At 72.5% G+C, this 12,919-nt stretch carries 11 protein-coding genes, 1 tRNA gene and 1 riboswitch; of the genes, 3 read left to right on the top strand and 9 right to left on the bottom strand.

Features of this window, described 5'->3' with window-relative positions; translation table 11 throughout:
- Nucleotides 1-56 precede the first annotated feature (56 nt).
- Nucleotides 57-128, top strand: a tRNA-Arg gene (locus tag KC207_RS16165).
- Between the two features lie 254 nt (nucleotides 129-382).
- On the opposite strand, the gene KC207_RS16160 is transcribed toward KC207_RS16165, so the two are convergent.
- The 6 genes from KC207_RS16160 to KC207_RS16140 form a co-directional block, all read right to left on the bottom strand.
- A complete protein-coding gene (locus KC207_RS16160; protein ID WP_211604359.1) occupies nucleotides 383-2,524 on the bottom strand; it encodes a bifunctional diguanylate cyclase/phosphodiesterase in 2,142 nt (713 codons plus the stop codon).
- 150 nt (nucleotides 2,525-2,674) lie between these two features.
- Nucleotides 2,675-2,806 carry a hypothetical protein gene (locus KC207_RS17050; RefSeq protein ID WP_282958984.1) on the bottom strand — a complete coding sequence of 44 codons (132 nt, stop codon included), beginning with the start codon at nucleotides 2,804-2,806 and terminating at the stop codon, nucleotides 2,675-2,677.
- A 5-nt stretch (nucleotides 2,807-2,811) separates the two neighbouring features.
- Nucleotides 2,812-4,521 (bottom strand): ribonucleotide reductase barrel domain-containing protein, encoded by a 1,710-nt coding sequence (locus KC207_RS16155; protein WP_211604358.1) that lies wholly within the window; start codon nucleotides 4,519-4,521, stop codon nucleotides 2,812-2,814.
- Entirely contained in the window at nucleotides 4,521-5,519 is a 999-nt protein-coding gene (locus KC207_RS16150; protein WP_211604357.1) for a ribonucleotide-diphosphate reductase subunit beta, read from the bottom strand. The genes KC207_RS16155 and KC207_RS16150 overlap by 1 nt, the downstream gene beginning before the upstream one ends.
- A gap of 184 nt (nucleotides 5,520-5,703) precedes the next feature.
- Nucleotides 5,704-5,907, bottom strand: a riboswitch (cobalamin riboswitch).
- Between the two features lie 70 nt (nucleotides 5,908-5,977).
- Nucleotides 5,978-6,361 (bottom strand): cyclophilin-like fold protein, encoded by a 384-nt coding sequence (locus tag KC207_RS16145; protein ID WP_211604356.1) that lies wholly within the window; start codon nucleotides 6,359-6,361, stop codon nucleotides 5,978-5,980.
- Nucleotides 6,358-6,777, bottom strand: a complete 420-nt coding sequence (locus KC207_RS16140; RefSeq protein ID WP_211604355.1) for a DUF2255 family protein — start codon at nucleotides 6,775-6,777, stop codon at nucleotides 6,358-6,360. Before KC207_RS16140 ends, KC207_RS16145 begins: the two co-directional genes overlap by 4 nt.
- A 195-nt stretch (nucleotides 6,778-6,972) precedes the next feature.
- Between KC207_RS16140 and KC207_RS16135 the strand changes: the two genes are divergently transcribed.
- Nucleotides 6,973-7,887, top strand: coding sequence for a helix-turn-helix transcriptional regulator (locus KC207_RS16135; RefSeq protein WP_211604354.1), 915 nt, complete (start codon nucleotides 6,973-6,975; stop codon nucleotides 7,885-7,887).
- 26 nt (nucleotides 7,888-7,913) lie between these two features.
- Here the strand turns inward: KC207_RS16135 and KC207_RS16130 are convergent, their stop codons facing one another.
- Complete coding sequence (locus tag KC207_RS16130; protein ID WP_211604353.1) at nucleotides 7,914-9,089, bottom strand: glycerate kinase; 1,176 nt, start codon at nucleotides 9,087-9,089, stop codon at nucleotides 7,914-7,916.
- Entirely contained in the window at nucleotides 9,076-10,584 is a 1,509-nt protein-coding gene (locus KC207_RS16125) for a sulfatase family protein (protein WP_211604352.1), read from the bottom strand. The genes KC207_RS16130 and KC207_RS16125 overlap by 14 nt, the downstream gene beginning before the upstream one ends.
- 92 nt (nucleotides 10,585-10,676) lie before the next feature.
- On the opposite strand from KC207_RS16125, the gene KC207_RS16120 reads away from it, so the two are divergent.
- Nucleotides 10,677-11,636, top strand: a complete 960-nt coding sequence (locus KC207_RS16120; RefSeq protein ID WP_211604351.1) for a formylglycine-generating enzyme family protein — start codon at nucleotides 10,677-10,679, stop codon at nucleotides 11,634-11,636.
- 84 nt (nucleotides 11,637-11,720) lie between these two features.
- On the opposite strand, the gene xylA is transcribed toward KC207_RS16120, so the two are convergent.
- Nucleotides 11,721-12,902 carry a xylose isomerase gene (gene xylA / locus KC207_RS16115; protein WP_211604350.1) on the bottom strand — a complete coding sequence of 394 codons (1,182 nt, stop codon included), beginning with the start codon at nucleotides 12,900-12,902 and terminating at the stop codon, nucleotides 11,721-11,723.
- Nucleotides 12,903-12,919: the final 17 nt, after the last annotated feature.

The raw sequence follows: 12,919 nt of genomic DNA, 5'->3' as shown, positions 1-12,919 counted from the left end.
GACGCCGGGACGGCAGGACTGCCGCGGTCCCGTAGTCTGGTCCGCGGCCTTTCCCCGCCCCCGTAGCTCAGGGGAAGAGCACTTCTCTCCTAAAGAAGGTGTCGCAGGTTCGAATCCTGCCGGGGGCACGCGCGGTCGTGCGCAGCGGAGCAAGCACTCCGGGCGTGCCCCCGGCAGAAGCAACAGGCGCTCGAACGGAGTGAGAGCGCCGACGGGGGCACGGCGTCCGAGCGCCTGGTCGGGGGCGGTCCCGTCGCTCGCGTGGAGGATCGTCGGCGTCATCACCCCGACGATCCTCCACGCGGGACGCCGCCCGGTGGTGGACCGGGAACGGGGCGGTGAACCGGCGCCAAGACCCCGGTCGACCGCCCCGGACGGGACGTCAGAGCGAGCCGACCGGCGACACGGCGGTGTCGGCACGCCCGCCGCCGACGACACCGTCGGCGCCCTCGTCCGAGGCGAGGGCGGGGCGTCCGAAGAGGTAGCCCTGCGCGAGCTCGATGCCGATGGCACGCAGCGCCGCCCACTGGTCGGCCGACTCGACCCCCTCGGCGCAGACCCGGGCGCCCATGCTGCGGGCCCACTCGCCGAGCGTGCGCAGCGCACTGAGCCGGTCGGGGTCGGACAGGTCGGCGACGAGGCTGCGGTCGAGCTTGACGACCTCGGGTCGCAGCCGCATGATCCGTTCGACGTTGGAGTACCCACGCCCCCAGTCGTCGACCGCCACGACCGCACCCCGGGTGCGGCACGAGGCGACGACGACCGCGACCTCGTCCCAGGCGTCGGTGTCGGTCTGCTCGGTGATCTCGACCATGACGCCGGTGAGGTCGGCGTCGAGGACGCAGCGCATCTCCTCGCTCACGAGCGCCCCGACGCTCACGTTGACGGACAGGATCCCCTCGGCGGGGCGGTGGGCCAGTGCCTCGGCGACGGCCGCCGCCTCGAGGACCGGGCCGTAGCCCGCGCGGTGCGCCTCGGCGAACACCCGCTCCGGGTCGCCGTCGACGAACCGGCTGAGCGCCTCGTGCCCGACGACCGCACCCGACGCGACGTCGACGATCGGCTGGAGCGCCACCTGCACCGCGGGCGTCTCGGGAGCGTCGTGGGTGACGTTCGCGATGCGCGTGCGCCCCCGCCCGGCGTGCTTGGCGCTGTACAGCGCCCGGTCGGCCTGCTCGACGACCGCCGCCGGCTCGGCGGACGGGGTCCAGGCCGCGACCCCCGCCGAGAACCGCTGCCCACGCGGCGTGAGCCGCTGCATGACCTGCAGCCGCTGGGCCGCCTGCTCGGGCGTCGACCCCGGCATGAGCAGCCCGAACTCCTCCCCGCCGTAGCGGGCGAGCAGCTCTCCCGGGCGGAGCAGGTCCGACCACGCGGCCACCGCCTCCCGCAGGAGGAGGTCGCCGGCCTGGTGACCGTGCTCGTCGTTGTAGCGCTTGAAGTGGTCGAGGTCGACGAGCCCGATCGCGAGCGGCCCCCCGGACTCCTCGGCCGCCTGGAACGCCCGGCCCAGCTCGTGGTCCCACGTGCGACGGTTCGGCGCGCCGGTGAGCCCGTCGCTGCGGGCGAGCGCGGCGAGCTGGACGGCCTGCTCCTCGACGGTGCGCAGCAGCAGGGCCATCCGCACGACGACGAGCACGGACACGACGACCGACCCGACGGACACGAGCCGCCACGGGACGTCCAGCTCCAGGAGCCCGCTGAACGCCAGTGCCCCGGCCGGCAGGACGAGGCCGGCCCCGAGCGCCACGAGGCGACGGTGCGGCGAGGCGGCCGCCTCGGTCTGCACGGTCCCGACCCCGATCGAGGTCGCCGACCGCGAGCAGACGGCGGCGGCGGCCGCGACGTACGCGAGCAGCCACAGCATGTCGAGCCACGCGGGGTCGTCGGCGAGCGGGTCGGTGAGCGCGAGGACGTTCCACGTGACGTCGGCGGCGGTCGTGGCGACGACCGCGACGAGGAGGAGGCGGAAGGCCGGCGAGCGCGACCCGACCGAGGCCCACAGGCGCACGAGCAGCCCGATGAGCAGGACGTCCCCGACGGGGTAGGCCGAGGCGACGACGCGCTCCAACGCCGAGGTGCCCGCGTCCTCCGCGATGGGGCCGACGAGGAAGGTCCCGACGACGATGCCGAAGCCGACCGCCACGATCGTCGCGTCGAGGACGGGCGTGAGGTCCTGACGGGTGTGCCGGCCCCGGACGAGCCGGAGCAGCCCGGCGGCGAGGAGGCCGTACGCGCCGAGGTAGAAGGCGTCGCTCGGGGCGGGGAAGAGGTCGAGGCCGAGGACCCGCTGCTCGACCGTGGAGACGAGCTCGCCCGCGACCCAGCCGGCGAAGCCGAGGACGACGAGCATCCACGCGCACCGCACCGGCGGCGGCAGCCGACGGGCCGCGACGACGGCGACCGCGATGCACATCGCCGCGAGGACGTCGTAGTAGCCGTCCCGGACGTCACCGACCGGGGTCAGCGGGAAGGCCGCCCACAGCACACCGAGGACGAGCACAGCCGCGCGCAGCGACGACATCGCCACCCACCTTTGCGAACAGCCCCTGCACGGACCGAGGAAACGCCCCATCGTCCCGAGCGGCGGCCGTCCGCGCCCGGCGGTCGGGCGCACCGTGGCCGTTCGGCCGACCCCCGCGTCGCGACGGACGTGGCCTGCGGGGGTCGGGCCTCAGCCCTCGCAGGCCGTGCAGTCGGCGCCGTTCTCGATCGAGCAGACCTCGGCCGGGCTGAGGTCCCAGCCGTCCCAGTCGAGCTCGTCGATCGCCGTGCTCGTCGTCGCGGTCGTCGTGGTCTCGTCCATCGTCGTCACCTGTCCTGGTTCTTCGTGGGGTTCTGCGTGCTCGCCCGGACACCGGCGCGCGAGCGCAGGTAGTAGAGGCTCTTGAGGTGGGGGTCGAGCAGGGCCTTCTTGTGCACCCGGCTGATCTCCTGCGGCGTCGCGTCGGCCTCGAAGAAGAGGTTGAGCGACTGCGACTGGTCGATGAAGACCTGCCGGTCCGACGCCCGGTCCAGCAGCACCTCCTGGTCGATCTCGTAGGCGGTGCGGAAGACCTCCTTCTCGTGGTCGTCGAGCCAGTCGACGTGCCGGACGGACCCGGCGTGGTCGACGATGTCGTCGAGGTGCTCCGTGTCGTGGACGTCCCGCTCCTTCATGAGCCGCACGAGGTTGCGGTTGGCCCGGGGCATCTCGCCGGCCGACGTCGTCTGGTTCCAGACGTTCGCGACGTAGGGCTCGATCCCCTGGCTCGTCCCGCCGACGACGACGGCGGTGCTCATCGTCGGCGCGACCGCCATGAGGTGGGAGTTGCGGCGCCCGACGCACCACTGCGGGACCTCGGTCCGCTCGGCCATCCATTGGGAGGCGGCGTCCGCGCCCCGGCTGATCCGTTCGAAGAGGTCGACGTTGAGCGCCGCCGCCTCGTCCGACGCGAACGGGAGCATCCGCTGCTGCAGGAGGTCGTGGTAACCCATGACGCCGAGACCCAGGCTGCGGGCCTTCTCGGTGTACCGGACCGCCCGCTCCAGACCCCGGATCGTGCGCGCCCTGCGCAGGAACGCCTCGGCGACCGCGTCGAGGAAGACGGTGGCGAGGAACGGGAGGTCCCGGTCCTTCCACGCGTCGTACGTCGAGAGGTTCAGCGAGGACAGCACGCACGTGTACGAGTGGTCCTCGTCGCTGAAGAGCGTGATCTCCGAGCAGAGGTTCGAGGCCTTGTTCGTCAGGCCGTGGGCCCGGTAGGACTCGGTCTGCGCGGCGTTGACGGTGTCGACCTTCCAGATGTAGCCCTTGCCGAGCACGACGCGGATCTTCAGGACCCGCTGGTAGCGCTCGAGGGCGTCCTTGTCACCGGCGAGCATCCGGTCGATGAAGGCCTGCGTGAAGATCCACCCGACGTTCTTGTTCGCCGGCTCGCGGAAGACCAGGTCGGCGAGCTCGAAGAAGTCCGGGTGGTCGACCGGCAGATACCCCGCCCACGACCCGCGCCGGGTGCTGCCCTGGCTGATCTGGTTCGTCATCTCGACGAAGTTCGAGAAGACGGGGACGACACCGTTGGCCTTGCCGGTGTCGCTGAACCGGGCGCCCCGCGGACGGATGTCGCCGAGGTAGGCGGAGGTGCCGAACCCGTTCTGGGACAGGATCGCCGCCTCCTTGAGGGTGTCGTAGAAGCCCCACACGGAGTCCTCGACGTACGACCCCTCGCACGAGACGGGCATCCCGCGGTCCGTCCCGAGGTTGGCCAGGACCGGCGTCGACGGCGAGAGCCAGCCGTTCCAGATCGCCTCGAGGAAGTGGCCGGTCCACGAGGTGCCGTCGTCGCGGCCGTAGAGCTCGTCGGCCAGGTCCCCGGCGGTGCGGGCGATCGTCTCGTAGCGCTCACGGACCGACTGGCCGCCGACGACGTACTTGGCGGTGACCATCGCGTACCCGGCGGTCGTCATGAAGGCGGGCACCTCGCCCCGCGCCTGGAGGGCCTTGCGCTCGGCGGAGAGCGTCTTCCATGCGGTGCCGGCCATCAGAACACGAACTCCTTCTCGCCGACGCTGCGGTTGTACTCGTTGCCGGTGACCTGGAAGAAGTCGTGGAACTGGGTGCCGTTGACGCCGCTGTAGAACCAGTCGGCGATCGGGTTGTCACCGATCTCGAAGAGCGGCTCCATGTCCATGGTCGCCAGCGTCAGGTCCACCCGGGACCGGACGAACGTCTCGAGGTCGGCCCGCTCGATGCCCGGGATCGGCCCGTCGGCGAAGAGCATCTCGACGATGCGTACCTCGTGCGCGTGGACGTGCTCCGCGGCCGCGCGGACCCGGCGGACGAGGTCGTCGCGCTCGGCCTCGAACGTGACGGCGTCGACCGTGCGTCGGTACTCCTCGAGCGCCGTTCTGAACAGCCAGGCCCCACCGGTCGCGTGCAGGTTCTCGTCGCGGGCGGAGAAGTTGATCCCGCTCACGACGTTCTGGAGCAGGTTCTTGCCGCCGGACTGGAAGTGCTTGAGGAAGGCGAAGCTCGAGTACAGGACGCAGTTCTCCATGAGGGTGAAGACGCTGAGGGCGTACAGCAGGTCCTCGTCGGCGACCGCGTCCCAGACGAACTCGATGCGCTCGGCGAGGACCGGGTCGTTCTTGTACGACTCGTAGAACTCCTCGGTGTCGATCATGAGCGTCTTGTTGAGCTTGGCGTAGAACGGGGCGTGCATGTTGAGCTCGGCGAACGAGAAGGCGTTCGTCATCATCTGCACCTCGGGGCGCGGGAAGGCGTGGAAGAGGCGGTCCCCCCACACCTCCCCGCCGAGGATGAGCTCGTAGATGGTGAACAGCTTCAGGGTCGTCCTCACGGCCGACTGCTCGGCGGGGGTCATGCTCACGAGGAAGTCCTGCGCGTCGTTCTCGACCGGGATCTCCTCGGCGGTCCAGAAGATGCTGCGCTGCTTCTTCGCGAGGTCCTCGGCCACGGGGTAGTCGAAGACGTAGGCGGACTTCCCGGTGCGGATCGGCAGACCCGACGTGTCGATCATGTGTGTGCCCTTCGTCGGCGGGCCGGCCCTCGCCGCCCGCTCGGATGTGCGGTCCGTGCGGACCGCGACCTCGACGAGGGGACGGGAGACGACTCGGCCACCGACGGGTGGACCCCGACGGGCAGGCGCTGCTCGATCCCCTGACCTTCCCTCGAGGTCGCGGACCCCGCCCTCGCGGGCGGGCGCTGGCAGGTCTTCGGACTCGTGGGCGGTGGAGCTCACGCTCCGGCCTAGTGTCCGTCGCTTCCCGGGACCGTGATCGGTGGTCCCAGTGCTTCCTGTCGATCCAGGAGACGGAGGTCGTTCCCACTCACCGCTGCGGGGCAGTGCCGGACTCACACCGGCTTCCCTCTTGCGACGACGGCTCTGGATGAGCCGCCGAACCAGCTGCTGTGAGCACTATATCCACGAACCACATCCGTGTAAGACACAACATGTGGTGTGTCGGGTGTTCCCGGTCAGGATCCCGGCGTCTCGACGAGCACCAGCCGGGCCGGACCCTCGAGGTCACCCAGGACGGCGTGGTCGGTGACGACCCGACCGAGCGGCACGAGCCCCGACGCGTGCTCGAACGGGCGGTGGAAGAGGGCGAGGTTGCCCCACGGGGCGTAGTACGTGAGGTCGCCGGCGGCCGCCTGGTACCCCGCCGGCGCGTCGTCGGTCGGAAGGCGCCGTGGCAGGTCGGCCACCTTCTCGATGCCGTGGAAGTCCCGCACGTCGAGGTCGACGGGCAGCAGGTCGACGAGGGCCCGCGTCGCGGCGGAGTCCTCGAGCACGACGTCGACGACGTGGTCGGCGGTCGTCAGCCGGACCGTCACGGGTCCCGGGGACGGGGCGCTCACGCGTCGTCGCCGACCGCGCTCACGCGCATCGTGCACGCCCGGGGTCCGGGCTCGAGCATGGGCGGCAGGTAGGGGCTGCCCGCGTAGGTGTCGGAGTACGCCCGGTCGACGGCGTCGAGCACGGTCTCGTCCGCGGGTGTGAGCACGACCTCGATGGTCTCCTCCCCGGACACGACGACCCCGCGACCGGTCTCGACCGCGGAGGCGTACCAGGACGAGGCCTCGCCCCGGTACGGACGGACGAGGACCTCGTCGTCGACGAGGACCGACCAGATCCACGTCGGCGTCCCCGGCACACCCCCACGAGGTCCGCCCGCGGGACGGGTCGGGGCGATGTGGACGTCGTCCGCCGCGACGATCGCGGCGAGGCGCTCGGCCGGCGTGCCGCCGGGTGCGGACGTCTGCTCGGGGCTCACGGGGTCTCCTCCTGGTCGGTGGTGGTCGGACGGTCGTGTGCGGGCAGGGACCGGACCGCCGACGAACGGCTGCCCGGCGACACCCGGGTGCACCCTCCGAGGGTGCACCCCGCCGACCCTCGCGCGACAGGCCGCGCCCTTCCGGGTCCTGGCAGGACCCCCTCACCCCGGGCACGGCGGACCTACCCTGGAGCGATGAGCGGTGCACGCAGCCACAGGAGCGAGGCGGCTCGGGACTTCCTCGCCACCCGTCGGGCCAAGATCACGCCCGAGGACGCGGGCCTGACGGCCTACGGAGGCAACCGGCGGGTCACGGGCCTGCGCCGCGAGGAGGTCGCGATGCTCGCCGGCGTCTCGGCCGACTACTACACCCGGCTCGAGAAGGGTCACCTCGCCGGGGTGTCCGACAGCGTCCTCGACGCGGTGGCCGGGGCGCTGCACCTCGACGAGGCCGAGCGCGCCTACCTCTTCGACCTCGCCCGCAACGCCAACGCGGGCGGACGTCCGGGGCGCCGGGGCACGACCCGTCGGCGCGCGACGCAGGTGCGGCCGACCGTGCAGACGGTCCTGGACTCGATGCGCGACGTGCCGGCGTTCGTCCGCAACGGGCGCCTCGACATCCTCGGTACGAACACCCTGGGCCGGGCCCTCTACTCCCCCGTGTTCGACAGCCCGACCCGCACGAGCGACGTCTCCCCACCCAACCTCGCCCGGTTCGGGTTCCTCGACCCCGCGGCCCGAGACTGCTTCCCGGACCACGACGGCGCCTGCCACACCAACGTCCAGCTGCTGCGTGCCGAGGCCGGCCGCACCCCGCACGACAAGGACCTCACCGACCTCATCGGCGAGCTGAGCACCCGCAGCGAGGACTTCCGCACCCGCTGGGCCGCGCACGACGTCCGCCTGCACCGGACCGGGCGCAAGTCCTTCCACCACCCGGCCGTCGGCCGGCTCGACCTCTCGTTCGAGGCGATGGCGCTCGAGGCGGACCCCGGGCTCACCCTCACCGTCTACACGGCGGAGCCGGACACCGCCACCGCGGAGCGGCTCAGCCTCCTCGCGAGCTGGGCCGCGACCCACGCCGCCGACGAGGCTCCCCTGCCCGGGTAGCACCCCAGCGACCCTCGGCCGCTCCGTCAGCGCGGAGCGCGGAGCCGGTCGGTCGCGAGGCGGGCACCCAGCCGCTCGAGCAGCGGGACCGGGTCCGCGATGCAGCGCGCGACATCGGGCTCGACGTCGACGAGGGCGTGGGCCGCCTCGATGCCGACGGAGCGCAGGTCCGCGTCGGGCAGGTCGCGGCGACCGCAGACGGCGACGACGGGCACCCCGTGCCGCGCTGCGCGGGTCGCGACACCGACCGGCGCCTTGCCGTGGAGGCTCTGCGCGTCGAGCGAGCCCTCCCCCGTGACGACGAGGTCGGCCCCCGCGACGACGGCGTCGAACCCCACGAGGTCGAGCACGAGGTCGATGCCGGGAGCCAGCTCCGCCCCGAGGAGGAGGGCCGCGAAGCCGACCCCACCGGCCGCCCCCGCGCCGGGGCGCGCCGCGAGCGCGTCGCCGTCCGGCACGAGGGCGGCGAGCCGGGCGAGAGCGGCGTCGAGGAGCGGGACCTGGTCGGGGGTGGCCCCCTTCTGCGGTCCGTACACCGCAGCGGCGCCGTCAGCCCCGAGGAGCGGGTTGTCGACGTCGCACGCGACGACGACCCGCGCCGCACCGAGACCGGGGTGGAGGCCGGTGAGGTCGACGTCGTCGAGCTCGGCGAGCGCCGCTCCCCCGTCCGGCAGCGGCCGACCCCGGACGTCGAGGAACCGCGCGCCGAGGGCCGAGAGGAAGCCGGTCCCGCCGTCGGTGCTCGCGCTGCCGCCGATGCCGAGGACGACCTCGGCGCACCCGGCGTCGAGCGCGGCCCGCACCGCCTCGCCGAGTCCTCGCGAGGTCGCGGTCCTGGGGGCGGGTACCCCGCCCGGCAGGAGAGCCAGGCCGCACGTCTCCGCCATCTCGACGACGGCCTCCGGCCCCCGTCGTGCCCAGCGGGCCTCGACCGGCTCCCCCGTGGGCCCGGCGACCCGAGCGGGCACGCTCTCGAACCCGGCGGCGAGGGCGGCCTCGATCGTCCCGTCGCCGCCGTCGGCCACCGGCAGGAGGTCGAGGACGACCTCCGGGCGCACCGCGGCGATCCCCGCGGCGACGGCCCGCGCGACGTCGAGCGCACCGAGGGACCCCTTGAACGTGTTCGGGGCGATGACGACCCGGGACGGTGCTGCGGCCGGCCCAAGGACGGGTTGCCGCTTCCCGCCGTCAGCCGGACTCACGGACACTCGCGACGAACTCGTGGACCCCGGCGAGCGCCCGCTCGTCGTGCGGTCCCCACTCCTGGGTCGGGGTGTCGGGCCCGACGTACGGCTGGTCGGCGTAGTGCCGCTGGTAGTCGGCCAGCAGCGCCTCGAGCTCCGCACGCACGTCGGCGTACGCGGGGTCGTCGGCGACGTTGCGGACCTCGGTCGGGTCCGCGGCCATGTCGTAGAGCTCCCACTCCGGCTCGAACACCCGGTCGGAGGCACCCGGCACGCCGAGCCCGGCGCCGTAGTAGTGGATGAGCTTGTGGGTCGCGGTCCGGATGCCGTAGTGCGCCGGCGCGGCGTGGATCGGGTCGTCGTGCTCCCAGTACCGGTAGTACATCGCCTCCGGCCAGTCCTGGACCTGCTCGCCCCGCAGCAACGGCCGGAAGCTGCGGCCCTGGTTCGCCGGAAGCGCCTCGTCGACGTCCACCCCGCACATGTCGAGGAACGTGGCCGCGAAGTCGACGTTCGTGACGATCGCCTCGCACCGCGAGCCGGCGGCGATCTCGGCCGGCCACCGCACGAGCATCGGCATCTGGAGGGACTGGTCGAACATGAGCCGCTTGTCGAACCAGCCGTGGTCGCCGAGGAAGAAGCCCTGGTCCGAGGTGTAGACGACGACGGTGTTCTCGGCGAGGCCCCTCTCCTCGAGGTGGTCGAGCAGTCGGCCGACGTTGTCGTCGACCGACTGGATGCACTGGAGGTAGTCGCGCATGTAGATCTGGTACTTCCACCGCATCCGGGCCTCACGGTTCTCCGGGCCCCGCAGCTCGGGCGGCACCTCGGTCTTGAGGTCCTCGCTGCCGAGGTCGTCCGCGATGGTCATGTGCACGCCACGCACGGCCTTGCTCCGGGTCTCGAGATCGTCGAAGAAGGTCTCCGGCTCGGGGACGTCGCCAGCGGCGTACAGGTGGGCGTGCTTCTCGTCCGGCACCCACGGCCGGTGCGGCGCCTTGTGGTGGACCATGAGGCAGAACGGCTCGTCCGCGCCGAGCCCGTCGAGCCAGTCGACCGCCATGTCGGTGACGATGTCGGTCGCGTACCCCGGCACCGTCCGCTCGCCGTCGGCGTCGATCATCAGCGGGTCGCGGTAGTCACCCTGGCCGGGGAAGACCGTCCAGGCGTCGAAACCCCGCGGGCGCGCCACGTCGGACTCGCCGAGGTGCCACTTGCCGAAGAGCGCCGTGCGATACCCCTCGCGCTGGAGCACCTCGGGGTAGGTCGGGACGCGGTAGTCCATCTCGGTCCAGATCGACCCGACACCGTTGACGTGGCTGTACGTGCCGGTGAGGATCGAGGCCCGCGACGGGCTGCAGATCGAGTTCGTGCAGAACACCGCGTCCATCCGCACCCCCTCGTCGGCGATCCGGTCCAGGTGCGGCGTCCGGTTGACCCGGCTGCCGTACGCCGAGATCGCGTGGGCGGCATGGTCGTCGGACATGACGAAGACGATGTTCGGGCGGGTCATGCGGCTCCTTCGACGGCGGCGGTCCTGCCAGTCTGTCCCACAACGACGGGCCGACCCGGGCCGGGCACGGGCCACGCGGATAGTCTCGGGACATGGACGAGCCCGGTCACTGCTGCGCCCCGTCCCGCGCGTCGGACGGGGGCGCCGACACCGCCCCCGGGGCCGTGGACGGCGTCGTGGAGGGGGCCGGTGCGGCCCTGCACCCGGTCCCGCAGGCGGACCTGACCGGCGGGACGTTCGCGATGGGCGACCCCTTCGGCGACGGTCACCCCGGCGACGGCGAGGGACCGGTCCACCCGGTGACCCTGTCGCCGTTCTCGATCGACACGACGACGGTGACGAACGCCGCCTTCGCCGCCTTCGTCGACGCGACCGGCTTCGTCACCGAGGCGGAGTCGTTCGGCTTCTCGGCCGTCTTCCACCTCGCGCTCGCCGCTCCGGAGGCCGACCTCATGAGCCGCGTGCCCGGCGCCCCGTGGTGGGTCGGGGTGCAGCACGCCGACTGGCGCCACCCCGGCGGGTCGCGCTCCGACCTCGACGGGCTCGCCGACCACCCGGTGACCCACGTCAGCTGGAACGACGCCGTCGCGTACTGCCGCTGGGCCGGGCGGCGGCTGCCGACCGAGGCCGAGTGGGAGTACGCCTCGCGCGGCGGGCTCGAGGGCGCCCGCTACCCGTGGGGTGACGACCTCGACGTCGGCGACGGCTGGCGGACGAACATCTGGCAGGGGCGCTTCCCCACCGAGAACACCCTCGAGGACGGCTGGCTCACGACCGCCCCCGTCGGCACCTTCCCCGCGAACGGTCACGGCCTCCACGAGACGGTCGGCAACGTCTGGGAGTGGGTGGCCGACTGGTTCGACCCGCGCTGGTACGCCCGCTCGCCCGAGCAGGACCCGACCGGCCCCGCGCAGGGCCCGGGCCGCGTCATGCGCGGCGGGTCGTACCTGTGCCACGACTCGTACTGCAACCGGTACCGCAACGCCGCCCGCACGGCGAACACCCCGGACTCCTCCTCCGGCAACACCGGCTTCCGCACCGTCGCCGCCTGACCCGACCCGCCCACATGGGCCCGCGGCACCCGCCGGTCGGGGCGGGAGAGGGCGCGCACCCCCTCCCGCGCCCGCCCTCCCCGCTCAGCCGACGAGGTGCTCGATGGCCAGCTGGTTGAGCCGGACGAAGCCGAAGTCGCGCTCGGCAGCCTTCTCGGGGTCGAACCCGTCGTCGGCGGCGCGGAAGTCGGCGAGCGACTCCCCTGCGGCGAGCGTCGGCTCGGCGAGCGAGGGGACGCCCGCGTACTCCATCGCCTCGGTGACCCGCGGGTCGGCGCGGAAGGCCTTCGCCTTGTCGGCGAGGAGCAGGTAGGTGCCCATGCACGCCTTCGCGGACTCCCACACCCCGTCCATGTGCTCGGTCCGCGACGGCTTGTAGTCGAAGTGCCGCGGCCCGGTGTAGCGCGGGGCGTCGGGGCGCCCGGGGAAGCCGTTCTCGAGGAGGTCGACGGTGAAGAACGCCGACGTCAGGTCGCCGTGACCGAACGCGAGGTCCTGGTCGTACTTCAGCCCGCGCTGCCCGTTGAGGTCGATGTGGAACAGCTTCCCGCTGAAGAGCGCCTGCGCCAGCTGGTGGGTGTAGTTGAGGTTCGCCATCTGCTCGTGCCCGGTCTCGGGGTTGAGGCCGACGACGTCGCCGTGGTCGAGCTCGGCGATGAGGGCGAGCGCGTGACCGACCGTCGGCAGGAAGATGTCACCGCGCGGCTCGTTGGGCTTCGGCTCGAGGGCGATCCGCAGGTCGTAGCCGGAGTCCTTGATGTACCCGGCCACCGTGTCGAGGCCCTCCTTGTAGCGCTCGAACGCCGCGTAGAGGTCCTTGCTCCCGTCGTACTCCGAGCCCTCGCGACCGCCCCACATGACGAAGGTCGTCGCCCCGAGCTCCGCGGCGACGTCGACGGCGTCGAGCACCTTCCGCAGGCCGAACCGGCGCACCCCGCGGTCGTTGCTCGTGAGCCCGCCGTCCTTGAAGACGGGGTGGGAGAAGGTGTTCGTCGTCACCATCTCGATGACGAGACCGGACGCGTCGCACTCCGCCTTGAGCCGGCCGACCCGGTCGGCCTTCGTCGCCGCGTCGGCGTCGAAGGGGAAGACGTCGTTGTCGTGGAAGGTGATCCCCCACGCCCCGAGCTCGGCGAGCCGGCCCGCGTACTCCCACGGCTCGAGCGCCGGGCGGGAGGGGCCGCCGAAGGGGTCGGTCCCGGTCCAGCCCACGGTCCACAGCCCGAAGCTGAACTTGTCCTGCGGGGTCGGTGTCCTCGTCGACATCGTCGTTCTCCTCACGT

The organism is Phycicoccus avicenniae (genome assembly GCF_018139485.1).
Taxonomy (GTDB): Bacteria; Actinomycetota; Actinomycetes; order Actinomycetales; family Dermatophilaceae; genus Phycicoccus; species Phycicoccus avicenniae.
Note: the sequence above shows the minus strand (reverse complement) of the source record. Positions and strands in the feature narration are given on the sequence as shown.

What these genes read in the sequence shown, in the direction of transcription:
- KC207_RS16160 (WP_211604359.1), bottom strand. Translation starts at nt 2,524, where the DNA reads ATGTCGTCGCTGCGCGCGGCTGTGCTCGTCCTCGGTGTGCTGTGGGCG.
- KC207_RS17050 (WP_282958984.1), bottom strand. Translation starts at nt 2,806, where the DNA reads ATGGACGAGACCACGACGACCGCGACGACGAGCACGGCGATCGACGAG.
- KC207_RS16155 (WP_211604358.1), bottom strand. Translation starts at nt 4,521, where the DNA reads ATGGCCGGCACCGCATGGAAGACGCTCTCCGCCGAGCGCAAGGCCCTC.
- KC207_RS16150 (WP_211604357.1), bottom strand. Translation starts at nt 5,519, where the DNA reads ATGATCGACACGTCGGGTCTGCCGATCCGCACCGGGAAGTCCGCCTAC.
- KC207_RS16135 (WP_211604354.1), top strand. Translation starts at nt 6,973, where the DNA reads ATGAGCGGTGCACGCAGCCACAGGAGCGAGGCGGCTCGGGACTTCCTC.
- KC207_RS16125 (WP_211604352.1), bottom strand. Translation starts at nt 10,584, where the DNA reads ATGACCCGCCCGAACATCGTCTTCGTCATGTCCGACGACCATGCCGCC.
- KC207_RS16120 (WP_211604351.1), top strand. Translation starts at nt 10,677, where the DNA reads ATGGACGAGCCCGGTCACTGCTGCGCCCCGTCCCGCGCGTCGGACGGG.
- xylA (WP_211604350.1), bottom strand. Translation starts at nt 12,902, where the DNA reads ATGTCGACGAGGACACCGACCCCGCAGGACAAGTTCAGCTTCGGGCTG.